Annotated in this window: 26 protein-coding genes; 11 read left to right on the plus strand and 15 right to left on the minus strand. The window is 70.0% G+C overall.

Annotated elements, in window-relative coordinates; translation table 11 throughout:
* Nucleotides 1-121: 121 nt before the first annotated feature.
* The 6 genes from QC180_RS20595 to QC180_RS20620 all read right to left on the minus strand — a co-directional run bounded on the left by QC180_RS20595 (nt 122) and on the right by QC180_RS20620 (nt 6317).
* A complete protein-coding gene (locus QC180_RS20595; RefSeq protein ID WP_474646498.1) occupies nt 122-1612 on the minus strand; it encodes a DEAD/DEAH box helicase in 1491 nt (496 codons plus the stop codon).
* Nucleotides 1613-1857: 245 nt separating this feature from the next.
* Nucleotides 1858-2796 carry a M56 family metallopeptidase gene (locus tag QC180_RS20600; protein ID WP_278264409.1) on the minus strand — a complete coding sequence of 313 codons (939 nt, stop codon included), beginning with the start codon at nt 2794-2796 and terminating at the stop codon, nt 1858-1860.
* Nucleotides 2797-2861: 65 nt separating this feature from the next.
* Nucleotides 2862-3242 (minus strand): BlaI/MecI/CopY family transcriptional regulator, encoded by a 381-nt coding sequence (locus QC180_RS20605; RefSeq protein ID WP_278264410.1) that lies wholly within the window; start codon nt 3240-3242, stop codon nt 2862-2864.
* A gap of 71 nt (nt 3243-3313) precedes the next feature.
* Nucleotides 3314-4138, minus strand: a complete 825-nt coding sequence (locus tag QC180_RS20610) for an ABC transporter ATP-binding protein (RefSeq protein ID WP_278264411.1) — start codon at nt 4136-4138, stop codon at nt 3314-3316.
* The gene (locus QC180_RS20615) at nt 4135-5241 is read right to left on the minus strand and encodes a FecCD family ABC transporter permease (protein WP_278264412.1); all 1107 of its coding nucleotides are present in this window, start codon (nt 5239-5241) and stop codon (nt 4135-4137) included. The genes QC180_RS20610 and QC180_RS20615 overlap by 4 nt, the downstream gene beginning before the upstream one ends.
* The gene (locus tag QC180_RS20620; protein ID WP_474646499.1) at nt 5238-6317 is read right to left on the minus strand and encodes a FecCD family ABC transporter permease; all 1080 of its coding nucleotides are present in this window, start codon (nt 6315-6317) and stop codon (nt 5238-5240) included. Before QC180_RS20620 ends, QC180_RS20615 begins: the two co-directional genes overlap by 4 nt.
* A 77-nt stretch (nt 6318-6394) precedes the next feature.
* Here QC180_RS20620 and QC180_RS20625 point away from each other — a divergent pair, with 77 nt between their 5' ends.
* Complete coding sequence (locus QC180_RS20625) at nt 6395-7105, plus strand: hypothetical protein (protein WP_278264413.1); 711 nt, start codon at nt 6395-6397, stop codon at nt 7103-7105.
* A 5-nt stretch (nt 7106-7110) separates the two neighbouring features.
* Here QC180_RS20625 and QC180_RS20630 read toward each other — a convergent pair whose 3' ends face one another.
* The 3 genes from QC180_RS20630 to QC180_RS20640 form a co-directional block, all read right to left on the minus strand.
* A complete protein-coding gene (locus tag QC180_RS20630; RefSeq protein ID WP_278264414.1) occupies nt 7111-8526 on the minus strand; it encodes a wax ester/triacylglycerol synthase domain-containing protein in 1416 nt (471 codons plus the stop codon).
* On the minus strand, nt 8523-9560 hold the full coding sequence (locus tag QC180_RS20635; RefSeq protein WP_278264415.1) for an alpha/beta hydrolase: 1038 nt from the start codon (nt 9558-9560) through the stop codon (nt 8523-8525). Before QC180_RS20635 ends, QC180_RS20630 begins: the two co-directional genes overlap by 4 nt.
* Nucleotides 9561-11043: 1483 nt before the next feature.
* Entirely contained in the window at nt 11044-11646 is a 603-nt protein-coding gene (locus tag QC180_RS20640) for a maleylpyruvate isomerase family mycothiol-dependent enzyme (protein WP_278264416.1), read from the minus strand.
* Between the two features lie 88 nt (nt 11647-11734).
* Between QC180_RS20640 and QC180_RS20645 the strand changes: the two genes are divergently transcribed.
* Nucleotides 11735-12622 (plus strand): MerR family transcriptional regulator, encoded by an 888-nt coding sequence (locus QC180_RS20645; protein ID WP_278264417.1) that lies wholly within the window; start codon nt 11735-11737, stop codon nt 12620-12622.
* Nucleotides 12623-12664: 42 nt separating this feature from the next.
* Here the strand turns inward: QC180_RS20645 and QC180_RS20650 are convergent, their stop codons facing one another.
* Together QC180_RS20650 and QC180_RS20655 are read right to left on the minus strand one after the other, a co-directional pair.
* Nucleotides 12665-13177 carry a L,D-transpeptidase gene (locus QC180_RS20650; protein WP_278264418.1) on the minus strand — a complete coding sequence of 171 codons (513 nt, stop codon included), beginning with the start codon at nt 13175-13177 and terminating at the stop codon, nt 12665-12667.
* A gap of 146 nt (nt 13178-13323) precedes the next feature.
* On the minus strand, nt 13324-13992 hold the full coding sequence (locus QC180_RS20655; protein ID WP_278264419.1) for a DNA alkylation repair protein: 669 nt from the start codon (nt 13990-13992) through the stop codon (nt 13324-13326).
* A 306-nt stretch (nt 13993-14298) separates the two neighbouring features.
* On the opposite strand from QC180_RS20655, the gene QC180_RS20660 reads away from it, so the two are divergent.
* A complete protein-coding gene (locus QC180_RS20660; protein ID WP_474646504.1) occupies nt 14299-14682 on the plus strand; it encodes a PaaI family thioesterase in 384 nt (127 codons plus the stop codon).
* A gap of 6 nt (nt 14683-14688) precedes the next feature.
* On the opposite strand, the gene QC180_RS20665 is transcribed toward QC180_RS20660, so the two are convergent.
* Entirely contained in the window at nt 14689-15261 is a 573-nt protein-coding gene (locus tag QC180_RS20665) for a 3'-5' exonuclease (RefSeq protein WP_278264421.1), read from the minus strand.
* A gap of 155 nt (nt 15262-15416) precedes the next feature.
* Between QC180_RS20665 and QC180_RS20670 the strand changes: the two genes are divergently transcribed.
* From QC180_RS20670 to QC180_RS20680, 3 genes are read left to right on the plus strand one after another with little or no spacing between them, the layout of a single operon-like run.
* A complete protein-coding gene (locus QC180_RS20670; protein WP_278264422.1) occupies nt 15417-15719 on the plus strand; it encodes an urease subunit gamma in 303 nt (100 codons plus the stop codon).
* Nucleotides 15720-15728: 9 nt separating this feature from the next.
* Entirely contained in the window at nt 15729-16061 is a 333-nt protein-coding gene (locus QC180_RS20675) for an urease subunit beta (protein WP_278264423.1), read from the plus strand.
* On the plus strand, nt 16058-17779 hold the full coding sequence (locus QC180_RS20680; RefSeq protein WP_278264424.1) for an urease subunit alpha: 1722 nt from the start codon (nt 16058-16060) through the stop codon (nt 17777-17779). The genes QC180_RS20675 and QC180_RS20680 overlap by 4 nt, the downstream gene beginning before the upstream one ends.
* A gap of 124 nt (nt 17780-17903) precedes the next feature.
* On the opposite strand, the gene QC180_RS20685 is transcribed toward QC180_RS20680, so the two are convergent.
* Nucleotides 17904-19214 (minus strand): lipase family protein, encoded by a 1311-nt coding sequence (locus QC180_RS20685; RefSeq protein WP_474646500.1) that lies wholly within the window; start codon nt 19212-19214, stop codon nt 17904-17906.
* A 262-nt stretch (nt 19215-19476) separates the two neighbouring features.
* Here QC180_RS20685 and QC180_RS20690 point away from each other — a divergent pair, with 262 nt between their 5' ends.
* The 4 genes from QC180_RS20690 (at nt 19477) to QC180_RS20705 (ending at nt 22158) form a co-directional block, all read left to right on the plus strand.
* A complete protein-coding gene (locus tag QC180_RS20690) occupies nt 19477-20028 on the plus strand; it encodes a YbaB/EbfC family nucleoid-associated protein (RefSeq protein ID WP_278264426.1) in 552 nt (183 codons plus the stop codon).
* Between the two features lie 111 nt (nt 20029-20139).
* Nucleotides 20140-20469, plus strand: coding sequence for a type VII secretion target (locus tag QC180_RS20695; RefSeq protein ID WP_278264427.1), 330 nt, complete (start codon nt 20140-20142; stop codon nt 20467-20469).
* A gap of 2 nt (nt 20470-20471) precedes the next feature.
* Nucleotides 20472-21467, plus strand: coding sequence for a hypothetical protein (locus QC180_RS20700; RefSeq protein WP_278264428.1), 996 nt, complete (start codon nt 20472-20474; stop codon nt 21465-21467).
* Between the two features lie 19 nt (nt 21468-21486).
* Complete coding sequence (locus QC180_RS20705) at nt 21487-22158, plus strand: O-methyltransferase (protein ID WP_278264429.1); 672 nt, start codon at nt 21487-21489, stop codon at nt 22156-22158.
* Nucleotides 22159-22171: 13 nt separating this feature from the next.
* On the opposite strand, the gene QC180_RS20710 is transcribed toward QC180_RS20705, so the two are convergent.
* Nucleotides 22172-23395, minus strand: a complete 1224-nt coding sequence (locus tag QC180_RS20710) for a cytochrome P450 family protein (RefSeq protein ID WP_278264430.1) — start codon at nt 23393-23395, stop codon at nt 22172-22174.
* 90 nt (nt 23396-23485) lie between these two features.
* Entirely contained in the window at nt 23486-24472 is a 987-nt protein-coding gene (locus QC180_RS20715; protein ID WP_278264431.1) for a zinc-binding dehydrogenase, read from the minus strand.
* A gap of 176 nt (nt 24473-24648) precedes the next feature.
* On the opposite strand from QC180_RS20715, the gene QC180_RS20720 reads away from it, so the two are divergent.
* A complete protein-coding gene (locus QC180_RS20720; protein ID WP_278264432.1) occupies nt 24649-24969 on the plus strand; it encodes a hypothetical protein in 321 nt (106 codons plus the stop codon).
* The last annotated feature ends 50 nt before the right edge of the window (nt 24970-25019 follow it).

Here is a 25019-nt window from a genome sequence, read left to right on the forward strand (position 1 = left end):
GGTGTCGGTGGCGCACCGCCGGTGGCGACGCGGCCGTCACGCCGTGCCGGAGAGTTCGTTCTCCGGACACGACCGTGGCCGAACCGTAATCGGTTCGGCCACGGGGTGATTCAGTGTGTACTCAGTTTGCCGTGCGGTTGCGGCGGGGTGCCGCACCGGCCGGACGCGCGGCCCGACGACGCGAATTCGTCGGCGTGTCGCCGCTGCGGGCGTGTCCTCCGGTGCCCGCGGGCTTGCGGGTGCGGGCCTCACCGGCCGGACGTTCCCGGCGCGGCGCACCGCCGCCCCGGCTGTGGCCCTGACCCGCCTCGGCCGCCGCGCCGCCACCGGACCGTCCACGACGGGAACGCCCGCCGCCGGACTTCGGCGCGGTGCCCGACCCGGCCGCGGGGGCCTGGGCGGGCGCGGCCGGGGCCGCGAGGGCGATACCGCTGGGCTTGCGCGCGCCGGTGATCTCGATCAGCTTGCGGTCACCGGAGCGGACCTCGACACCGTCGGTCCGCACGCCCGCCTTGCGAGTCATCGCGGCGACGTCCTTGCGCTCCTCGTCGGTGACCAGCGTGACGACCACGCCGTCCTCCCCGGCGCGGGCGGTGCGCCCGGCGCGGTGCAGGTAGGCCTTGTGCTCGGCGGGCGGGTCGAAGTGCACGACCAGCGAGACGCCGTCGATGTGGATGCCGCGCGCGGCGACATCGGTGGTGACCAGCACCGGCACCGAACCGTCGGCGAAGGCCGCCAGCGTGCGGGTGCGGTTGTTCTGGGCCTTGCCGCCGTGCAGCGAGCCCGCCGCCACCCCGGCCCCGCGCAGCTGCTTGGCCAGCCGGTCGGCGCCGTGCTTGGTGCGCACGAACATGATGGTCAGACCCTCGCGGGCGGCGATCTCGGTGGCGACCGCGCGCTTGACGTTCTTGTCGCGCACGTAGAGCAGGTGATGCGACATGGTGCTCACCGACGCCTCCGGCGGCGCGGTGGAGTGGGTGACCGGCTGGTGCATGTAGCGCTTGACCAGCTTGTCGACGTCACCGTCGAGCGTGGCCGAGAACAGCAGGCGCTGACCGTCTTTCGGAGTGCGGTCGAGCAGGCGGGTGACCTGGGGCAGGAAGCCCATGTCGGCCATGTGGTCGGCCTCGTCGAGCGCGGTGATCGTCACGTCGGACAGATCGGCGGCGCGCTGCTTGATCAGGTCGTCGAGGCGGCCGGGGGTGGCGATGAGCAGGTCGACGCCGCGCGCGAGCCGGTCGGCCTGGCGCTTGATCGGCGCCCCGCCGACGACGGAGGCGACGCGCAGGCCCAGCGAGAGCGCGGCCTCGTCGAGGGCGCGCTCGATCTGGGTCGCGAGTTCGCGGGTGGGGACCAGCACCAGCCCGCGCGGGCGGCCCGGCTTGGCCGAGGCGCCGGTGAGACGGGTGAGCATCGGCAGGCCGAAGGCGAGGGTCTTACCCGAGCCGGTCGGGCCGCGGCCGAGCACGTCACGCCCGGCGAGCGCGTCACCGATGGTGGCGGCCTGGATGGGGAAGGGCTTCTCGATGCCCGCGTTGCGCAGGGTCTGCACCAGGGCTACCGGCAGACCGAGGTCGGCGAACGTGGGTTCGGGACGCGTGGAAGTAGACAAAATGGCCTTTCGTTGGGCTGCGAATCGCGCTGGAAGAGGTCCGGCGCCGATTGACCCGGATACGCGGACGGCGTGCACGGGGTGCGGCCCAGCAGGAAGGACCGATCCCCCACGATAGGCGTGTTCTGCCACGGTTGGGTAAACACGCTGGTCAGCCGAGCGATTGTGGCAACGGTCGAGGGGGTGGCGCGAGCGGGCGGCGCGACTCGCGCGCGGTGGACCGTGTGCGGCCGAGGATCGCCCGGTCAGCCCCGGAACAGGCGGTTGAGTTCCTGAAGCCAGGGCACGGCCACGGCCAGGGTCGGCACCACCAGAATGGCGATCGAACCGAGGTAGGCGGCCGTGGCGACTCTCACGTCCCCGGTGACACCGGCGAGGCGCTGGATGCGGATCAGGGTGGTCGGGCCACCCGCCGCGAGCGCGCCCTGCGGTGCCGTCGACTTCGCGCAGGCCACCAGCGCGCGGGCCAGCGGCTTGGGCCCGGTGACCTTCACCGCCGAATCGTCGGCCAGCAGTTCGATCAGCAGCTTGACCTGGCCGAGCGCGGCCTTGCTGCGCACCACCCGCGGGAACGCCTCGTGCACCGCCGTGAACGCCTCGAGCACCAGATCGTGCCGGGCGCGCAGATGGGAACGCTCGTGGCTGACGATGGCGGTGACCTCGGCGTCGTCGAGATTGGTGAGCGTGCCCTCGCTGAGCACCACCCGCTGACGCAGGCCGGGCAGACAGTAGGCGATGGGTTCGGTGGCGGCCAGTACACGGATGTCGGCGGCGCGGCGCACGGGTCCGCTCTGGTCGAGCAGGTCGACCAGCATGCGGTGTCTGGAGCGGCGGCGGCGGGTGTGCACGCCGACGCGCACGATCGAGAACATCAGCCGCGCGCCGACCACCAGGGTCAGCGCGAAGACGAAGACGTACACCGTCCACAGCGGCAGACCGAGCGCGTCGATCTCGCGGGTGGGGGAGGTGGTCGGCCTACCGTCGGGGCCGGGGACGAGCAGCAGGCTGGCGATGGCCAGCCCCGATCCGAAGGCGCTGAGCACGGCGGCCAACGCGATGGCCTGCCACAACACCAGCGCCGCGCGCGGTGTGCGGTGCACCCAGGTCGCGCGACTGAGCAGTGCCGGTACCGGCCCGGCGAGAAGCAAGGCGAGTACGGCGAAGACTGCCGCGGTTGCGTTCATCGACTCTGCTCACTGCTGTAGTGGGGCCAGGGGCGCTCACGTCGTTGTGAGAGCCGCCAGGGAGTCTAACTGCTCTTGTCGTCGGATTCGAGCTTGGCGAGGGCCTCGCGCAGCGCATCGGCCTCGTCCTTGCCCACCTGTTCGACGAAATGCACCAGCGCCGCGGCGCGGCTGCCCGCGGCGTCGGCCTGCTGCAACGCGTCCACCATCAGGCTCGCGACCAGTTCGTCGCGGCTGTGCACGGGTGCGTATCGATGCGCGCGATCGTCGCGTCGCTGCACCACCAGATCCTTCTTCGCCAGACGCTGCAGCACTGTCATCACTGTCGTGTACGCGAGCTCACGCCGCGCGGCCAGTGCTTCGTGGACCTGCCGCACAGTCTGCGGTTCGTCGGCCGACCACAACTGGTCCATGACCGCTTTTTCGAGTTCGCCGAGTCCTGCCATCCCCTGATTTTACGGACTCAACGACAAAGATGCGTACTACAGATTGTCGTAACGGGGGGTTTGCTGGTGTGTCATTCGTCATACCCGGCCGCGCCGTGCACGTGCCGGGTGCCGATCGGCACGATCATCGGCCGCCCCGAGACCGGGTCGGTGAGGACGGTGGCGTCGAGTCCGAAGACCTCGCCGAGCAGTTCGGCGGTGATGATCTCGGCGGGCTTGCCGCGCGCCACGATCCGGCCCGCCGCCATCACCACGAGTTCGTCGCTGTAGCGGATGGCGAGGTTGAGGTCGTGCAGCACCATCACCACGGTGCGGCCCAGCTCGTCGTGCAGCCGGTCGACCAGGTCGAGCACCTCGAGCGAGTGCGCGAGATCGAGGTAGGTGGTGGGCTCGTCGAGCAGCAGGATGTCGGTGCCCTGCGCCAGCGCCATGGAGATCCAGGCCCGCTGACGCTGTCCGCCCGAGAGTTCGTCGAGGGTGCGCTCGGCCAGATCGGCGATGCCGGTCTGGGCCAGCGCGGCGGCGACCTCGGTCTCGTCGTCGGCCGACCACTGCCGCAGCCAGGATTGGTGCGGATGCCTTCCGCGCGCGACCAGGTCGGCGACGGTGAGACCCTCCGGCGCGACCGGGGTCTGCGGCAGCATGCCGATGACCTGGGCCACGTCCTTGGTCTTCATGGTCGAGATGGCCTTGCCGTCGAGCACCACCTGACCGGTGCGCGGGCGCAGCAGCCTGCCCAGCGACTTCAGCAGGGTCGACTTGCCGCAGCCGTTGGGGCCGATGACGGTGGTGACCACGCCGGGGGCGATGTCGAGGCTGAGCCCGTCGACGATCACCCGGTCGCCGTAACCGAGCGAGACGGCGTCGGCGGCGAGGCGATGGGCGGGGGTGGTCATGCGACGGTGGCCTTCCGGTTCATGCGGACGAGCAGGTAGAGCAGGAACGGTCCGCCGAGCGCGGCCGTGACGATGCCGACCGGCAGGTCGACGGGCAGCAGCGCTCGGGCGATGATATCGGCTCCGGTGACCAGCGCGGCCCCGGTCAGCGCGGACGCGATCAGCGGCTCGCCGGGGGTGCGCAGCAGCATCCGGGCGATCTGCGGCGCGGCCAGGGCGACGAAGCCGACCGGCCCGACCACCGCCGTCGCGACCGAGGCCGCCACCACCGAGGCGCCGATCAGCAGTGCCTGCTGCGACTGGATCCGCACGCCGAGCACGCGGGTGGAGTCCTCGCCCAGGCGCAGCGCGGCCAGGGTCCGCGCCGAGCCGATCGCCACCACCGCCACCACGGCCAGCGCCACGGCGGCGGGCACGAGACGGGTGGTGTCGGTCGAGTTCAGTGAGCCGTTGAGCCACAGCTGGGCGCGGGCGGCGTCGGTGAGGGTGGCGCGGGCGAGCTGCCAGGTGATCACCGACATGAGCACGGTGTTCACACCGATGCCGATCAGCACCAACCGGAAGCCGGTGATCCCGCGTTCCCCCGCGCCGCCGCGGCCCCACGCCAGGACGTAGATGAGCGCCGCGGTGAGCAGTCCGCCCGCCAAGGCGGCCAGCGGCCCGCCGACGGTGGCCAGCAGCCCTGTGGTCGCGCCGCCGGTGCCGACCATCACCGCGACCGCCCCGACGCTGGCCCCGGCGGTGATTCCCAGCACATCGGGACCAGCCAGCGGGTTGTGCAGGATCGACTGCATGATCGCGCCCGACAGGCCCAGCGCCGCCCCGATCACCACCGCGGTGAGCGCGCGCGGCAGCCGCGAGTCGAGCACGATGAACCGCTGCGACCGGCTGCCCCCGCCGCCGAGCACATCGAGCACCCGGCCCAGCGGGATGTTGGTGTCGCCGACGGCGATATCGGTGCAGAACAGCACGAATACCAGCACCGCGAGCGCGAGCACGGCGGCCAGCAGCACCGGGCGCAGCACGAACGAGAAGGGTCCGAACCGCACGGCGGGACGGACTTTGCGCAGGTCGACGGACTTGTCGGTGGTCGTCGTGCTCACAGGCTCACCAGTCTCTTGCGGCGCACCAGCGCGATGAAGAAGGGCGCGCCGATCACGGCCAGCATGACCCCGACCTGTAGTTCGCCGGGCCGGGCGACCACGCGTCCGGCGACGTCGGCCACCAGCAGCAGCAGGCCGCCGATGAGGCCGGAATAGGGGATCAGCCAGCGGTTGTCCGGCCCGGTGATGGTGCGCGCGATGTGCGGCACCACCAGGCCCAGGAAGGCGATCGGTCCGACCGCCGCGGTGGCCGCGCCGCTGAGCAGCACCACCGCGACCATCCCGAACGCTCGCGCCCGGCCCACATCGACGCCCAGACCGCGCGCGACGTCGTCGCCGAGGCTGAGCAGGTTCAGCGAGGGCGCCGCGGCGATGGCCATCCCCAGGCCGACCACCAGGAACGGCAGCACCTGCCAGAACACGTCGGCCTCGCGCCCGGCGACGGTGCCCACCACCCAGAAGCGGTAGGTGTCGAGGGCCACATTGTCGAGCACGACGATGGCGTTGGTCATCGCCTGGAGGAACGCCGTCATCGCCGCACCGGCCAGGACCAGCGACAACGGGCTGGCCTTGCCGCCGCCGATCGAGGAGGCTCCGAACACGATCAGACCGGCCGCCGCCGATCCGGCGAAGGCGAACCAGATGTACTGGTTGGGCGCGGTGAAACCGAACAGGTAGACCGCCAGCGCCGCCAGGAACGCCGCACCGGCATTGAGTCCGAGCAAACCGGCATCAGCCAGCGGATTGCGGGTATACCCCTGGATGAGCGCGCCCGCGATGCCCAGCGCCATTCCGGCGAACAGGGCCAGCGCGGTGCGCGGCAGACGCAGCTCACGCACGATTTCCTCGGCGGTCGAGCGGGCCGGGCAGGAGAACGGGCCGCCGTCGCAGCCGAGAGCGTGCGCGAGCGCGTCGAACACCGTGGCGGGCGAGAGCGAGCGCGTGCCGATGGCGATGCTCGCCACGACCGCGACGGTGAGCAGCGCGACGAGCAGTAGAAGCCCGGTCAGACGACGGCGTCTGACGGTGCCTGGGTGGATCACGGCGACGAACTTCTCCTGCCTCGAGCCGGACACGACTTGTGAAGTCTGGTAAGCCTAACCTATGTTCCCAGACATCATCGTCACGGGAACCAACCGTTCGAGGAGGTTCGATGCCCGAGCCCGTCATCACCACTACGTCCCGCACCACCGCTGCGTCGTTCGACCGCGCCTGTGCCCGGTTGCAGGCGCTGCAACCGGAGCACCCGCGGGTCTATGCGGTGGCGGCGATGGTCGGCCAGGGTAAGCGGCGCTGGTGGCATGTGCCCACCGGTCTGTCCGAGGGTCGCGTCGAGCTGATGTACCGCCGCCACGCCGCGGAGATGATCAACGACGACATCGCCGCCGAGGTGGTGGCGACCGCGCTCATCCACGCCGTGGTCGGCCGGGTCACCGCGCTGTTCGTCATGTCGGCCCAGGCCTGGGACCCGGGCCGGGACAACCTGTGGATCCACCACGACAACGACGGTGGCATCGACTGGGCCGGGTTGTCCGACACCACGATTCGCGTCGTCGCGGGTGACCCCGAGGCCGCCCGGCCCGGGACCGTCGCCCTGCCGTGTGAGGCGGCGATGGCGGTGTGGCTGGCCCAGCGCTGCGCCTCGGCGCTGATCCCGTTGCAGTCGGTGCTGAGCCGCTGCTCGGGCCTGTCCGCGCGCCGATTCTGGTCGCTGGTCGGCGAGTCCGTCGTCGGCGCGGCCACCTACGTGCCCGACCTGGCCCGCGCCGACGCCAGCGCGGGTGCCCGACGCGGTCAGCTGCTGCTCGGCGCGTTCGAGGAGCGGGGCCTGCCGGTGCGCCGGACCGGGTGCCTGCAGCGCTGAGTCCGTCAGGATGCGGTCCGGGTGAGCGCGGCGGCGAGCGTGTGGAACGAGCGCAGCAGCAGTTCGCCGTAGTGCTCGGGGTCCGGCATCATCGCCGTGCTCGTGGTGAAGGTCAGCACGATCTCGGCGCCCTGCGCGGTGATCAGGTGTCGTAGGCCGTCGCCGTCGAGGATCGGCAGCGCGCCGACCGCCCGCACCACCGGCAGGCCGAGGAAGCTCAGCGTGTCGCTCACCGGCGGCACATTGCTGATCGTGGTGTTGCACATCGGCACGGTAGCGGTGCCGTCGAAATGTCGCTGCGCGCGGGCCCATCCGGCCGCGCGCAGCAGCAGCGCGGGCGCGGTCTCCACCAGCCGGTCCGCGCGCAGCACGGTCGCATCGGCGGTGCGGCGCTTGGCCCGATTCGCCGACCGGCGGATCGCGACGAGCCGGTCGACCGGATCGGCGATGTCGGTGTGCAGGTCGACGATCATCTGGGTGAGCCGATTGCGCGAATCCCAGTCCGCGACACCGCGCATCGACATCGGCACCATCGCCGCCAGCGAACCGTCGGGTGTCTCGTCGTGCTCGGCCAGGTAGTCGGCCAGCGCGCCCGCGACCGTCGTCAACATCAGGTCGTTGATCGTGACCCGCTGTGGCGCCGCGGCTTTGGCGGCGAGCACGGCCGCCATCGGCAGGGGCACCAGGTGGAAGGTCAGCGGCGAGCGGATGTCGCGATTGAAGCGGGTGGCCGGGCGCACGGCGAGCGGTTCGTCGACGTCGCCGCTGGCCACCGCCGAGGCCAACTCCGCCGCGGCGGCCCGATGCCGCCGCAGCCCGGTGACGAAGCGAACCGGCTGGGTGCCCAACGCCGCGACGGTGCGCGCCACCGTCGTCAGCGTCGACGGCTCGTCGAGCCGCGGGGCGGGCGCGGGCTCGCCGCCGAACAGTCGCTGTTCGAGCGCGCGGGTGGCGACTCCGTCACCGACGCTGTGATGGAACTTCAGCACGATGATCGTGGTCGGGCCCGGCATCGCGGGCACGCCGTCCACCCGGTCCATGACCTGGATCTCCCAGGGCGGTCGCGTGAGATCCATGCGCGCCGAGGTGATCTCGGCGATCCGGGCCCGTGCCTGGGCCCAGGTGCGCACGTCGGTGGTGAGCCGCACGTGCTCGCGCACCGTCATCGTGGGATCGGGCACCCAGTACGGCAGATCCAGGTCCAGCGGCACGCGCCGCAGTCTCCGGTGGAACAGCTCCGCGTGCCCGAGCCGGGCGCGCGCCCAGTCCAGCAGTGCGTCCCGGTTCGGCGGCGTCCCCGCGGACGCGTCGGCGAAGTAGACCGCGACGATGCTGGACAGGTGCCGGTCGGTCTCGTCGTAGACGAACACCGCGTCGCGGGGACGCAGCTGTTCGGCGCCGACCCGCAGTTCGGCGGTCACAGGCCCAGCGCCGTCGCCATGGTCGGCCAGGACGCGTGCAGGTCGTCCTCCCAATAGCCCCAGGAGTGGGTGCCGGTGGGCCGGATGTTCACGGTGACGTCGGTGCGCCCCAGTTCCCGGGTCCGCTGGCCCATGGCGGCGGTGCACAGCGCCGACGCGGCCTCGATGCCGCCGCCGACGATCATCTGGTTGGTCAGCATCGAGTTCGCGTTCTTGCCGGTCATGTGCACGCGCGGATTGGCCAGGGTGTCGTGGGGGCCGGGCAGGCCGGTGCCGCTGGAGATGTAGATCGGGATGTGGGGCAGCCGGTGGGCCTGCGCGTACGGGTCGTGCTCGCGCCAGGTGGCGTCGGTGACCGGACCCCACATGTTCGTCACGTCGCCGCCGCCCATCCGCACGACCAGCGAGACGAAGGCGCGCCCGATCGGATCGCTGGTCATCGCGCAGCCGCTGTAGGAGGCGACGCTGCGATACAGCTCCGGTGCCTGGATCGCCAGATCCAGCACCGAGGTGCCCGCCATGGAGATCCCGGCCAGCGCGTTGGCGCCGGTGGTGGCGAAGGCCGCGTCGATCACCGGCGGCAGTTCCCGGGTGAGGAAGGTCGTCCACATGTTGTGGCCGTTGTTCTCGAGGTTCTTCGCCAGCCCGGCATCGGGCCGCAGCCAGTCGGTGTAATAACTGAACGCGCCTTCCATCGGGATCACGACATTGACGTGCTTGTCGGCGAAGAAGCCCGCCGCGTCGGTCTGCCCGGGCCAGTTGGCCGAATCCTCGCCGCCGCCAGCGCCGTTGAGCAGATACAGCGTCGGGGCCGGGGTGGCGGTGTCGAGCGGGCGCAGCACCCGCAGCGCGATGGTGCGATCCATCGACGGGGAGTAGACGGCGAGGTCCACGGTCTGGCCGGTGCGGGTCTGGCTCACCAGGTACGCGCCGGGCGCGGCCGCGGCCCGCGGCGCGTCGGCGACGACGGGTGCCGTGGCGACGGCCGCCGCGCAGGCGGCGGCGAGCAGACCGCGGAGGAGGGGAGTGTGCATGGTGCCTGCTGACTTCTCGGAATGACGAACGGGGCCCGCGGCATCGACCGCCGGGCCCCGATCGCCGGACGGCGACGGACGGTGCGTGGTTACGGGAAGAAGGCTTCCACCGAACCCAGGAAGGCGGCCAGCAGACCGTCGCCCTCCGCCGCGGAACCGATCCCCGCGATGGCCGCGGTCAGCAACTCGCTCAGCGAACCCATGATCGAACTCCTTACTTGCCCGGGGTGGGGGTGCCGCCGCTGGCGGTGATCAGCGCCTGCACGAAGGGCAGCGCGGCGTCACTGAGGCTGCCCGCGCCGGTCTGCAGAAGTTCGTAGAGAGAACCCATTTTTTACTCCTGATTATTCGAAAGGTGAAACAGGCTCGAGAATTCGAGCCGGGTGGTCCGGGAGCGAGTCACCGGATCAGGGGAAGAACGCTTCCACCGAACCGAGGAAGACGGCGAGCAGGCCATCGCCTTCGGCCGCGGAACCGAGTCCCGCGATCGCCGCGATCATGATCTCTTCCAGTGAACCCACAGTGAATCTCCTTGCCTCGGATATCGGTCACGGTCAGCCTGGCTGCTGTGACGCCGGTAACGTATCGCCGCCGCCGGTGTGTGGCAACCGAATGTTTCACTCTCGCCGATTCGTTCATATTTTTCTTTCCTGATGGAAGCTGCTCGCCGATTGCGACACGGCAGTGCGGCACTACGTGTGACCTGTGGTTGCAGCGACTGTCTGGCACAGTTCGGGGCCGATTTCCCGCGAACGGTGATGTTCCCGGACGGTGTGTCAATAGGGGTAGATTTCGTGGTTGGTGGTTCTGATCTGCGGTGGGTTGTGCGGCGTGGTGGGTGCGAGGGGGTGGGCCGGGCTTTCCGGTTGTCAGTGCGACGGGCGTGGGCCTTGTGGGTGGTCGGCGGGTTGGGCAGATTGCCGACCGGCCTGCTGCCCCTGATTCTCGGGGCATGGACGACCGGGTGAACGTGTTCTCATCGACAATTTGTCGATTGCTGCACTGTGATGCGTATTTGCTATTGAAAGTCTGTGAACGCGCGTCGACGTGGACTCTGTGAAGTCCGCCCCCGAGGTGTTGCTCCGGTGCTACTTTGCGAGTGGTGTGCGTGCTGATACGACTATTCCAGCGAAGGGTGATGTCGAATTCTCGAATTTCGCTCTGATGGATGAATCGGCACGCTGATTCAGGTTTCCCCGCGTGGTCTCGCAGATTTCCAGCGGAATGGTCTTCTGTCATTCCCGCTTCTGGTCGGCGCGCCACATCCGGGGTAGTGCACCCGCCACGAGATCGCGGCCGCGCAATACCTGGATGCGCCATGGGGCCACCTCAGTGCCGGAAATCGAGACGGCGGAACGGGTTTCGGTCGAACCCCGTCCGGTCTCCGCGTGGTCGGTGGGTGCCGTCGTCACGAGGGATGACCGGCCGGTGACCCGCAGCTCTGCCCGGGCTGCGGATCATCGCGCCGCCATCGGAGTACGTGCTAGCTCTCGGGTGATGTCCGCCCCGTGACCAGTAGCAGCAGTTCGGCGGTGGTGCCCGTCACCGGTGTTCCCGCACCTACGGTCCAGCCGGAATCCGTGGCGGTCAGGGAATACCCGGAGAGCCTGGTCCGCGCGTGGAACGGCGCGCCCATCGACCAGACCCGCTCCAGCGACCACAGCGCCGCGTCCATCGGCATCACCCGATCGAGGCCGAGCGGCACCGCGATGTCCTGCCCGTGCACCAGCAGATCCATCAGCCGGTCGAGCGGCGTGGTGCCGACCGGGACGGCCCGCGAGTCGATGGTGGCGCGCAGGTCGGCCAGCAGCGCGGCGGTCGGTGTCCGGTCGGCGAGACGGATGGCGGTGTCGTGGATGAGCCGGTCGACATCGCCGCGGGCCCGGATCAGGTTCACCACCAGCGTGCCGAGCGATACCCGGGTGGCCAGGATCAGGTGCGCCACCACATCCCGGACCCGCCAGCCCGCGCACAGCGAGGCGGTGTCCCACCCCGATTCGGGCAGGTCGTCCAGGAGCGCAGTAAGCGTCATGCGCTCGCGGGCCACGGCGTGCCATATCATCTCGGCGGTCGGCTGTTCGGTCATCGGTGGTTCTCCTTCGACTCGGCGTCGTCGGTGCCGAAGGAGTTCCACCGAGGTGGAGGTGCCAGCGAAAGTGACCCGGAACACACTCATGACGATCGGTGAGCTCGCTGCCCGCACCGGTGTCGCGGTTCGCACGATCCGGTTCTATTGCGACGCGGGGCTGCTCCCGGTCGGCCGGACCCCCACCGGGCACCGGGTGTTCGCGCCGGATGCGGTGGCCCGGTTGCTGTTGCTGCGCCGCCTGCGGTCGTTCGGTATCGGCCTGGCGGCGATCGACGACGTCCTCACCGGAACCCGGCCCCTCGCCGAGGTCATCGCGGCTGAACGCGCCACGGTCGAGGACGAACTCGACGCCCTGCACCGCCGTCGGGCGCTGCTGCGCGCCGTCGACTCCGCGACCCCAGGCCAGCAGGCGGCCACGCTGGATCTGCTTGCCGCCGTGGTGGATCCGGCCGCAGCGCGCGATATCCTGATCGCCTTCTGGCGCCGTCAGCTCGCGCCCCTGCCCGCCACGGCGATCGACGGTTTCCTCGCCATGAACGTTCCCGAACTGTCGGCCGACGCACTCCCCGAAGAACTGCTCGCCTACGCGGAACTCATCGCGACAGTGACGGACCCGGGACTCGCGACCGCCATGTACAACACCCTCCGCCATCGCGGCATCCCCGGCGTCCGCGATGAACGCCGCCTGCTGTTCGACATCGCCGACGCCTGCCTCGCGGCCGCCCCGCGCGTCGCCGCGGGTCACCTCCCCGGGCCCGGCCCCGAACTCGACCACTACGTCGGCAGCCACGCCGCAGCCCGTCGTCGTCGCGACACCCCCGCCTTCCGGCGCGCCCTGCTCACCGATGTCGCCGGTGCCGACCACCGCGTCCGCCGGTACTGGGAGCTGACCACCACTTTCACCGGTGACGAGGTCACCTCCGGCGCGGCGCAACTCTGGCTCGTCGACGCGCTGAGCGTCTCGACCGCCTGAAAGAGAACGGGGAGACCGGGATTCCGGTCTCCCCGTCGGGACTCAGGGCACGACTTCGACGATGTCGCCCGGCTCCAGCCAGTCGTAGTGCGCCTTGGCGCCTTCGGGCGTGAGCCGGATGCAGCCGTGGGACTGCTCCTCGGTGGGCCCGATGTGGTAGGCGATGTCACCGTTGAAGAACACGGCGTACTCCATCGGCGCGTTGTGCAGGGTGCTCCAGTGGAACGGCTTCTTGAACGCCACCTTGAACACCCCGGTCGGCGTCTCGTAGCCGGGACGGCCGTGCGACATCGGACTCGGTCCGAAGGTGACCTTCCCGTTGTCCATCAGCCAGGCGTTGTTGGTCGACAGCTGCAGGCACGCGCGGGCCTGCTCGCTGCACGGCGCCACCACCGGTTCGGGTTCCGGCTCGGGAATGATGGCGGGCACGCCGGGAACATCCGGCCCGCCCGGCCACAGCGGTTCGGCCTGCACCGGCGCCGCGACCGCGGCCCCGACCGCCGCCGCGCAGATCGCCGCCCGCACGGCCCACCGGGGAATACGACTACTACTCACGAAATCTTGCCTCTCTCGCCGCGCCCACCCCCGGCCGTCGTGCGACCCGGAAACGAGCTCTCAACATCGACACAAGCCTCGGAAACATAGAGGTACCGATGATCATGGAGTATTGCGATCGTGTTGAGCAAGCGAACCGGCGAAAGCTAGGCCCGCTGCCTGCGCACCATCTCCGCGATCCACACCGGCGCGAACGGTGACGTGCACCCCTTGGGCGTCGGGTAGTCCGCGAGCACCCGCAGCCGTTCACCGATATCCACGGCCCTGGTCCGGTATTCGGGGTGCTCGATCCCGATCTGGGCCAGGGTGTGGTTCATCGCCCACTGCAACCGCACCGGCGCGTCCTTCATCCCCGCCTCGATGAGATCGAGCAGCCCGTCCAGATCCAGCCCCTCCGGCTTCTTCACCACCCGCTCACTGGTCAGCGCCCACCCCGCACTGGCCACCACCGGATCCGCGTCCGCGAACCACGCCACCCGCAGTTCCTCCGCGTGCGGACTCTTCTTCACCACATAGTTCACCAGCCAGTCCTGCACTTTCGGCGTCCGCGCCGCCCGCAGCATGGCATCCAACTCCGCCCGCGTGAACGCCTTCGGCCGACAGATCAACAACGCCAACAACCGCGCCGAACTGTCCCCGGTCGCCCACAACCCCACCGCCAACTCCTGCTGCGTCTTCAACCGCTTGGCCACCGCCCGCAGCTGCGTGAGATTCACCCCGTGCTCGTCCCCGTGCTTCTCGTTCACCGCCCGGATCTTCGGATCCTCGAGCCCCGCCAACTCGGCCATCACTTGCGCCACCTGCGTCTCGGTCACCGAACTCCTCCTGGTCTTGGGGCTGGATGAGACTCGACGGTAGCCCGTCACGGCCCCGCCGGGAACACGCCCGGCCCGCGCACTTGACCAGTTAGGTAAGCCTGACCTATGCTCAACTCGGCGTACGGATGAGCCGGTGGTCCCGAGGGCTGCGGTCGACCCCCTCATTCATGCCGCGGCGGGCTCCGTCTTCGTGACGGGGTCCGCCGCATCGTTTTTCGGTGCGGGGTGGGCGCGGCTGATAGGTCATGGTGTAGACCGGAGTCTATGAGTGAACTGTCGCTGGCCGATATCTCGCCGGAACTGATGAACGAGGCGAGCAAAGGCACCTTCACCGATCTGATCGGTCTGCGCTACACCGAGGTGTCCGCGGATCGGGTGCGCGGGGAGTGGGAGGTGCGTCCGCAGCTGTTCCAGCCCGCGGGGATCCAGAACGGTGGCGTGTACTGCACGGTCATCGAGACGCTGGCCAGCGTGGGCGGCGGGGTGTGGTTCGGCGACCGCGGGTCGGTGGTGGGCGTCAACAACAACACCGACTTCCTGCGCGCGGTCAGCAAGGGGCTGCTCACCGGTGAGGCCACGCCGATCCATCGCGGCCGCACCCAGCAGCTGTGGCAGGTGGTGATCACCGACGCCGACGGGCGCACGGTCGCGCGCGGTCAGGTCCGGTTGCAGAACCTGTCTGCCTGAGCGGGGTCACTCCTCGGTGGTGACCCGCCAGCCGCCGCGATCGAGCACGTGGGTCACCAGCGCGCCGATGTTCCACGCGTCGTCCTCGCCGCGATGGTGCCTGCCCTCGAGCGGCAGCCCGGCGATGCCCAGCGCGCCTGCCATGCCCTGACGCCTGCGCAGGCCGCGGGACTCGGCGAAGACCTGCTTGGCATTGGTGTGTCGCGGGCCGAACGGATAGGGCACCCCCGTTTCGGCGCACTGGACGAAGAACTGCTTGCGGTCGTAATCGCCCCAGCTGGCCCACGGCCGGGTCGCGGCGGCGAAATCCGTCGTCAGGATGCGGCAGGCCTCGGCGAAATCGACGCCCGAGTCGACCTGCTGCTGGGTCAGGCCGGTGAGTTCGGTGCAGAACTCGCCGACGGTGGAGCGGGTGGGACGCACGAGAATGCCGTGCTTGCTCACCCTGGTGTGGGTCGCGAGGTCGACCACGGTGAGGCCGATCTCGATGATCTCGCTGGTCTGGCCGGGCGGGGGAGCGCCCGTCCAACAGGTGGCCTCGATATCGACCACGTTCAAGAGTTCCGAATGTGTTGTCATCCCGCGACGGTACGGGGTGAGTGCCGTTGGGCTCCACCGGTTTCCCCACCGCCCCGGGACATCTCGCGCGGCGGAGCTCCGTCGCGCGGCGGGACCGGCACGGACATGCCAGAATATCTGGTCACCCGCCTAGTCCATCGCCGAGGAGAGACCCGATGCGCCTGTCGCCGCACGAGCAGGAACGGCTGCTGCTGAGTTACGCGGCCGAACTGGCGCGCCGCAGGCAGGCCCGCGGGCTCAAACTCAACCATCCCGAGGCGGTCGCGCTGATCACCGATCATGTGCTCGAAGGCGCGCGCGACGGGCGGACGGTGGCCGAGCTGATGTCCTCGGGCCGCTCGGTGCTGCGCCGCGACGACGTGATGGACGGCGTCCCGGAGATGATCCACGACGTGCAGGTCGAGGCCACCTTCCCCGACGGCACCAAGCTCGTCACCGTGCACCACCCGATCGGATAGGCGAGGGCGATGATTCCCGGTGAGTATCTCTGTGCCGAGGGCATGATCGAGCTGAACGCGGGGGCGGTGCGCGTCGAACTCGAGGTGGTCAACACCGGCGACCGGCCGGTGCAGGTCGGCAGCCACGTGCACTTCCCGCAGGCCAACGCGGCGTTGCAGTTCGATCGCGCCGCCGCGCACGGGCACCGTCTCGACATCCCGGCGGGCACCGCCGTGCGCTTCGAACCCGGTCTGCCGCAACGGGTCTCGCTGGTGCCGCTGGGCGGCACCCGGGAGGTCTACGGCATCAGCGCCGACCCGCCGGGCTGCCTGGACGCGACCACTCAGGAAGAGAACCGATGAGCGAACTCAGCCGCGCCCGCTACGCCGAGCTCTTCGGGCCGACCACCGGCGACCGCGTCCGCCTCGCCGACACCGACCTGTTCGTCGAGATCACCGAGGACCGCAGCGGCGGGCCCGGACTGGCGGGGGAGGAGGCCGTCTTCGGCGGCGGCAAGGTGCTGCGCGAGTCGATGGGGCAGTCGCGGGCCACCCGCGCCGACGGCGCGCCCGACACCGTGATCACCGGCGTGATCGTCATCGACCACTGGGGCGTGATCAAGGCCGACGTCGGCATCCGCGACGGACGCATCTGCGCCCTGGGCAAGGCGGGCAACCCCGACACCATGTCGGGCGTGCATCCCGACCTCGTCGTCGGCCCGTCCACCGAGATCATCGCGGGCAACGGCCGCATCCTCACCGCGGGCGCCATCGACTGCCACGTGCACTTCATCTGTCCGCAGCTGCTCGACGAGGCGCTCGGCGGCGGCATCACCACGCTCATCGGCGGCGGCACCGGTCCGGCCGAGGGCTCCAAGGCCACCACCGTCACCCCGGGGTCCTGGCACCTGGCGCGGATGCTGGAAGCCCTGGACCACTGGCCGATGAACATCGTGCTGCTCGGCAAGGGCAACACCGTGAGCGCCGAATCGATGTGGGAGCAGTTGCGCGGTGGCGCTTCGGGCTTCAAACTGCACGAGGACTGGGGTTCCACCCCGGCGGCGATCGACGCCTGCCTGCGGGTCGCCGACGCCTCGGGCGTGCAGGTGGCCCTGCACTCCGACACGCTCAACGAGGCCGGTTTCGTCGAGGACACCCTGGCCGCCATCGCCGGTCGCGGCATCCACGCCTATCACACCGAGGGCGCGGGTGGCGGGCACGCACCCGACATCATCACTGTCGCCTCGCATCTGAACGTGCTGCCCAGTTCCACCAACCCGACCCGGCCGCACACCGTCAACACCCTCGACGAACACCTCGACATGCTCATGGTCTGCCACCACCTGAGCCCGTCGATCCCCGAGGACCTGGCCTTCGCCGAATCCCGCATCCGCCCCTCGACCATCGCCGCCGAGGACCTGCTGCACGACCTGGGCGCCATCTCCATGATCGGCTCGGACTCCCAGGCCATGGGCCGCATCGGCGAGGTGGTGATGCGCACCTGGCAGACCGCGCACGTCATGAAACGCCGTCGCGGCGCGCTGCCCGGTGACGGCCCCGCCGACAACGCGCGGGTGCGGCGCTACCTCGCGAAATACACCATCTGCCCGGCGATCGCGCACGGCCTCGACGACGAGATCGGCTCGATCGAGGTCGGCAAGCTGGCCGACCTGGTGCTGTGGGAGCCCGCGTTCTTCGGGGTGCGCCCGCACGCGGTGCTCAAGGGCGGGATGATCGCGTGGGCGGCCATGGGCGACGCCAACGCCTCGATCCCCACCCCGCAGCCGGTGCTGCCGCGCCCGATGTTCGGCGCCGCCGCCCCCGCCGCCGCGGCGACCTCGCTGCACTTCGTCTCCGAACACGCGATCGACGACGGGTTGGCCGACCGGCTCGACGTGCGGCGGAAACTGGTGCCGGTCAAGAACGTTCGCCGGGTCACCAAGGCGGACATGCCGCACAACGACGCCATGCCGCGCATCGAGGTCGACCCCGACACCTTCACCGTCCGCGTCGACGGCGAGGTGTGGACCGAGGCGCCCGCCACCGAACTCCCGATGGCCCAGCGCTACTTCCTGTTCTGAAACATGGCGGCTGGCGCCGCGGACTCTCGGCCTGTTCCCTCGGCCTTCCCTCCCTCCGGGCACTCCTTCGTCGCACCCTCCGGTCAGTCCAGGCCGAGGCGGCCGAGAGCCGTGGCGGTCTCGCTCAGTCGAACGAGCAGCCGGTGACCGGCTTGTCCGCCAGCCGTTCGAGCAGGTAGGTCACCGCGTTGTCGGGGCCGAAACCGTCGATGATCTCCGGACCGAAGTGGTTCGGGATGGTGAAGCCCGGCATGATCGGCGGCAACTCGTTGGTGCGGAAGGTGACCGTGGCGCCCTGCCCGCACCAGTCCTCGGCGAGGCGCCGGGCCTGCCCGTAGGGGACGGTGTCGTCGTTGCGGCCGCTGGTGATGAACACCGGGGTGGTGGGCTTGCGGCTGCCCAGGCGCAGTTCGGCCAGGACCGGCGCGGCCTCGGGGATGTCGGCGAGGTGCTCGGTGAGTGAACGGCCGTCCACCGTCAGCGAATTCGTGCGCAGGAACGGGTGGTAGACGATCAGGTCGGCCACGCAGGAATCGCTCAGTGTCGCCAGCATGGCGCGGCCCTCGGGCGAGGTCACCCGGTCGACCGCGCGCTGCAGTTCGGGGTAGCGCGCCAGCATGCCGTTGACCGCGAAGCCGATGGCGCCGCCGATCAGCGCGCCGTCGATCTGCTTCAGGATCTCACCGAGATCGGCCACCGGGCCACCGGCCCAGGTGCCCTTCAGATTCAGCTCCGGCGCGTACTCCGGTGCCAGCTCTGCCGCCGCCGCGGTGGCCCCACCGCCCTGCGAATAGCCCCACAGCACCAGCGGCGTCTCCGGGCCGACCCCGCCGAGTGCGTTGGCCGCCCTGGCGCCGTCGAGAATGGCGTGCCCGCTCTCGAAACGGTTGGCGTAGGTGTGGATTCCGGGGGTGCCGAGGCCGATGTAGTCGGTGATCAGCACGCGGGCGCCGAGCGCGCTCCACACCGCCGAGGAGGGCAGTTCCTGATTGGCCGACAGGCCCAGCGCCGGGTCGGCGGTCACCGAGACGCCGGTGGAGAACGCCACCGACATCGCGCAGCGGTCACCCTGCCCGGAGGTGCCGGGGCCGATCACCACGGTCGGACGCGCGCCGGGGCCCTGCCAGGGGTTGGTCGGCTCGATGTAGGTGCCCGACACCGCGACCGGGGACCCGTCCTGCAGCCGCGAGGTGTACATGACGTGCTGGGCCTGCGTCGGCCAGCCCGTCGCCGTCGGCGGCGTCGCCAGAATGGTCATCGGCTGCGTCTTCACGATCGCGCCGGGCGCCTCGGGCAGCTGCGCGGGCGGCACGTAGAACGCGCTGACCGGCTCGGCCACCGCCGGTCCCGCGCCGACCAGGTGCCCGGCCGCCGTCGCCAGGCACACCAGTGCCGTCATCGCCACACGACTCACCGCTGAGCGTGATTGCTGCATTCCACTCTCCATCACCGTTACCCCGCCCTGTCACGGGTGTGTCCTGGGCCGCAGAACCGGGTCGGGCATGATGTGCGTCACCGGAATCTGAAACCGATGCGACAGTAACACGGTTACTGGTCGGTATGAAACGGTGTGGTGCGGCCCCGGTCAGGGCGGGTGCTGGTCGCGCGGCTAGGCTCGGCGCGATCCGAACGGGGCGGGTGGACAGCGCGCCCTGCCGTGTAGCGCCGGGGAGCCCCGGCAGGAGGGGACCGCAGTCATGGACGACCTGAACAACGCCGCCGACGAACTCTCGCGTTGGGCCGAGGATCTGGAACGCAAGGCGCAGCGGTATCAGGAACTGCACGGCAAGATGACCGAGGTCAGCGTCACCGACACCTCGGCCGATGGCCGGATCAGCGTCACCGTCGACGCCAACGGTTCCACCACCGCCATCACCCTGGCCGCCGCCGTACGCGGCATGGACCCCACCGCGGTCGCGGCCGAACTCATGGCCTGCACGCACCGGGCCCAGGCCCGGCTGCGCGACCAGGTCACCGGGCTGGTCCACGACATGGTCGGCACCGACGAGGCGGGCGAGGCGATCGTCGGCCAGTACGCCGAGCGGTTCCCCGACCTGGACGCCGAACCCTCCGCGCCCACCCCGCCCCCGGCCCCGCCCGCGCCGCCCGCCGCCCCGGCCGCGCCGTGGCCCGCCGCCTCCGCGCCGGAGACCCCGGCCGGTCGCAAGCCCGACCGGGACCGGGTCGTCGCGCCGGAGGAGCCGTCCGAGGAGGACATGTTCTTCCAGCGCAGGTCCTGGTTGCAGTAGTCGCGCGCGAATTCCCGGGCGGCGAGGGAACCGAATCGTGGTCTGCCGCGTCCAACCCTTTCGACAAGTGTTCCGGTACGGGCGAGCTCATTATGACCAGGAGGATTCAGCGTGACGTGTGCGGTGAATGTCAGTGTCGATGCGATCAGAACGCACGCCGCGACGGTGGACGGCGTCGCTTCCGGCGTGGCCGAGGCGGTGCAGGCCGCGAGCTATCTCGCGCGCGCCGACGACGGCTACGGCGTGTTGCCGAAGCCGTTGGTGTGGATGCTGCTCGATGACCTGCACGACCAAGTCCTCAGCGCGATGGAGCAACTCGGCACACTGACCGCCGAGATGCCGGGCAAGCTGCGTACCGCCGCCGACACCTTCGAATCCTGTGACACCACACGGGCCGGTGACATCACGACCAAGACCACCGAGATCGAGAGGAACGTGTAGCGATGGGCGAAGCCAGCGCTGTGGGCGCCTTCCTCAACGAGGTGACCATCCCGGGCACAGTCAACAACTTCGATGACGGTGCCGCACCGGACAACGATCTGCTCGCCGATGGGGTCGACTATCGGGACAGCTATTACCAGGAGGACAATCCTGTCCTGAAGAATGTCGGCCGTTGGAAGGTCGACGAGAGCGACGAAGGCGACAAGTCGCTCGATCCTGGCATCATGAAGGGCACCCTCGTCGGTGACGTCATGGAGAACGGTTACGGCCTCCAGCAGGCACTGACCACCGATGGCTCGCTGATGGACAAGGCCGAAGCCATCATGAAGGCGTCTTCGACCGGCGCCGATGTCGTCGACGCGGTGAAGATGTTCACCAAAGCCATCAAGGGCGCCACGACGCTGGCGAAGTTCGATCCGTTCAACTTCCTGGGATCGCAGCTGATGAGCTGGATGCTCGAACACGTCGAACCGATGCGGAAGACCCTGGAATCACTCACCGGCAGCCCCGATATGGTTCAGGCGTACTCCGATTCCTGGAAGAATATCGGCGAAGCGCTGACCACGACCGCGCAGCAGTATGCCGCGGCGATCGATTCGGGAATCGGTGCGTGGGCCGGCGCTGCGGCTGATGCCTATAAGGCGAGCGCCACGGAATTGACCGGCAAGATCGCGGAAAACGCCGCGCTCGCCGGGATCCTCAAGGATGCCAACGATGGAATGAAGCGCATCGTGGAAGCGGTGCGCGGGGTCGTCGTGGAAGTCCTCAGCAATCTGGCAGGCATGCTGGCCGAGATCACCGCCCTGCTGATCGCGTCGGCCGGCACCGCGACCCCGGCGCTCATCGCACGCGCCCTGTTCGACATCTCGGCCTCGGCGCTGACGATCAGCGCTCTGCTCAAGGAGCTGTCGTCGGCCGTCGTGTCGTTGAAGGGACTCGTCCAGGCGGGCGTGCAGACGGTGCGGGGAATCGTCGAGATCCAGACCGCCAAGGCGTAGCGATGGCACACTGGCGTCCATGACCGACAACGACTGGGCAGGCGTCGACCGGTATCTCGTGGACACCCTCGTCGGAACGGAGGGCGCGCCCGCGCTGGCAGCCAATGCCGACGCGGGCCTGCCGCCGATCGACGTCTCACCACCGCAGGGGAAGTTCCTGCACCTGCTCGCGAGGACGGCGAACGCCCACCGCGTGCTCGAGATCGGCACGCTCGGCGGGTACAGCACCGAGTGGCTGGCCAGGGCGGTCGGGCCGGAGGGCACCGTGGTGACCCTGGAGTTCGAACCGCGGCACGCGAAGGTGGCGCGGGAGAATCTGGACCGGGCGGGAATCGGGGACCGGGTCGAGATCGTCGTCGGTCCGGCGCTGGACACGTTGCCCGGCGTCGCCGAAGACCTGACCCAACCGTTCGACCTGGTGTTCATCGACGCCGACAAGGTGAACAACTCGAACTATGTGCAGTGGGCGCTGCGGCTCACCCGGCCGGGTTCGGTGATCATCGTCGACAATGTGGTGCGCGGTGGGGCGGTGGCCGACGAGCGGACCGAGGACCCCAACGCGCGGGCCAGCCGCGAGTTGATCGACCTGCTCGCCGCCGAACCCAGCCTCGACGCGACCGTGATCCAGACGGTCGGGTCGAAGGGGTGGGACGGTTTCGCCTACGCGGTGGTCAACGGTCCGGCCGCCTGAATCGGCCCCGGGTTCAACGCAGGCGGACCGGCAGTTCGCGCAGGCCGCGGATGAGTGTGCTGGTCTGCCAGTGCGGATGCGACGCGGGGTCGGCGAGCCGTAGTTCGGGATAGCGGCGCTGCAGGGCGGTGAAGGCGATCTCGGCTTCCAAGCGGGCCAGCGGTGCGCCGACGCAGAAGTGGATGCCGTGGCCGAAGGCGAGGTGTCCGCTCGCTGGGCCGTCGATGGTGAGCGCGTCGGGATCGCCGAAACGGGCCGGGTCGCGATTGGCGGCCGAGAGGGCGACGTAGACGAGCTCGCCTTCGGGAATCTCGGTGTCGCCCACCGTGACCGGCTCCGCGGTGAACCGCACGGTCGCCATGTCTACGGGGCCGTCGAAACGCAGGAACTCCTCCACGGCGGCGGGCACTCCGGCCGGGTCGGCACACAGGGCCCGCCACTGATCGGGATGGCGCAGCAGCGCGTAGACGCCGTTGCCGATCAGATTGACGGTGGTCTCGTGTCCGGCGACCAGCAGCAGGAACGCCATGGCCACCAGCTCGTGGTCGGTGAGCCGGTCGCCCTCGTCGTCGGCGAGCACCAGGTGCGAGAGCAGGTCGTCGGCGGGGTGGGACTGCTTGGCGCGCACCAGTTCCGACAGATAGCGCGTCATCGCCTTGGCGGCCGCCGAGCGTTCCTCGTCGGCCTCGCCCGGCACCCCGACCAGCGAACGGGTCCAGGACTGGAAGTCGGCGCGGTCGGCGAAGGGCACGCCGAGCAGTTCGCAGATCACCGTTACCGGAAGGGGATTGGCGAAGACCTCCATGAGGTCGACCTCGTCCGCGGCGGCCATCGCATCGAGGAGATCCTCGGTGATCTCCTCGATGCGCGGGCGCAGGCCAGCCACCCGCCGCGTGGTGAAGGCCTTGTTCACCAGTTTGCGCAGGCGGGTGTGGCCGGGCGGGTCGGTGCTGAGCATGTGGGTGAGCAGCACGAGCGACTCGGCGTCGATCGGTTCGGCATCGCGTTTGTCATCGAGGATGGCGGCCGCGCGGGCCATGTCCTTGCGCAGGCGCGGATCGGCCAGGGCGGCACGCGCTTCCGGATAGCCGACGATCACCCAGCGCACCACCTCGTCGGGGAAGCGGACCCGGTGGACGGGGCCCGCCTCGCGCCAGCGGCGGTAGTGCGCGTGCGGATCGTCGAAGAATTCGGTGCCGAGGGACTCGATGCGGCTGGGAGCGGAGAGGTCGGCCATGGATCGACGCTACCGACCGGCGGCGGACATGTCGACGTCTATCGTGCTCATCGATCTTGTAATCGATTGGTACCGAACATGATTCGATGCTCAGCGCGCACCGGAACGGAGGACGACCTTGCCGTTGCGGCCGGGCGTCTCGGCCGCGACGGCGGCTTCGGCGGCCCGATCCAGCCCGAACTCGGCCTGGACATCCAGCCGCAGGGTGCCGTCGGCGGCCAGGCCGACCAGCTCGGTGATCAGCCGCAGATAATCGGCCGGGTCGATCTCGGCGCTGCGCTGCTGACCCCAGAACCCTTTGATCACCGCCTGTTTGAAGATCACCGCGCCGGTGTCGACGACCAGTGGTTGCCCGGAGAGCGCGCCGAAGGAGACCAGTTCGCCGCGCGGGGCGAGCAGCGACAGCAACGCGCCTGCCGCCGGTCCGCTGACCTGGTCGACACCCCGCACGATCGGCTCGCCCTCGGTGAGTTCGGCGGCCCGCGCCGCCCAGCCCTCGGTATCGGTGTCGACCACCGGTCCGAAGCCGAGTTGCTCGAGCGCCACCACCGAGGCGGGGCCGCGGACCAGGCTGAGCACGCGCACCCCGCGCTGTCGGGCGAACAGATTCAGTTGCCGCCCGACCGCGCCGTTGGCCGCGTTCACCGCGATCCACTGGCCGGGGCGCACGCGGAGGTCATCGAGCAGCATGAGCGCGCTCAACGGCATGGCCAGCAGCTGGCAGGCGGTGTCGTCGGGCACCGAGGCGGGCATGGGCACGGCGCGGTCGGCGCGGGCGAGGAAGAAGTCCGCCCACGACTCCCTGACCCCGGCCAGCGCCACCCGCTGACCGACGGCGAGCCCCTCGGCGCCGGGGCCGAGCGCGTCGACGACGCCGACCGCCTCGGTGCCGGGCACGGCGGGCAGCGGTGGCCGATAGCCGTAGACGCCGCGAATGATGGCGAGGTCGTGGTTGTGGATCGGGGAGAGTGTCATGGCGACGCGGATCTCGCCGGGGCCCGGCTCCGGGGTGGTCACCGTCTGCGCGGTGAGAACGTCCTTCGGTTCGCCGAACCGGTCGAAGACCACTGCCTGCATGTCCGCCTCCGTGGTGGTTACGAGTACCGCACGAGCACGAGCACCGTCCATTCTGGCACCGCCGGACCGGCGGCGGGCGCCACGCCGGGCGGCGCCACACCGGCGCGGCGCGGAATCGGTCGACAGGGCCGCGTCGGTCACCCGCCCCGGGCGGTCGGGCTGCTTGACTGCTGGGCGTGACAACGCAGCACGCGCGCGGCGCCCGGCGCCGGACCGTTCTGGCAACGACGATCCTGGGTCTGCTGTGCGGGCTGGCCGCCTGGCTGCTGTTCGAGTGGTGGGCCAGCGACATCGACGGTTTCGTCGTCTACGACGCGAGCTACGAACCGCTACCGGAACCCCCGCTGGAAACCCCCGTCGAAGGTGGAGGTTCCGGGGTCGCGGACCTGCCGCTGCGGGTCGGGCTGGTGGTGGTGCCCGCCGCGATCGGCCTGGTCGCGGGCTGTGTCGCGGCGGCGTGCGGGGTACGGGTGAGCAGGTCCGCGACCACGGGATGAGGCGACGCGCACGGAGTCGTGTCCCACGCGGCCGCGAACCCTTGTGCGGG

Origin of the sequence: Nocardia anocheti (assembly GCF_029675105.1) — a bacterium.
Classification (GTDB): Bacteria; Actinomycetota; Actinomycetes; order Mycobacteriales; family Mycobacteriaceae; genus Nocardia.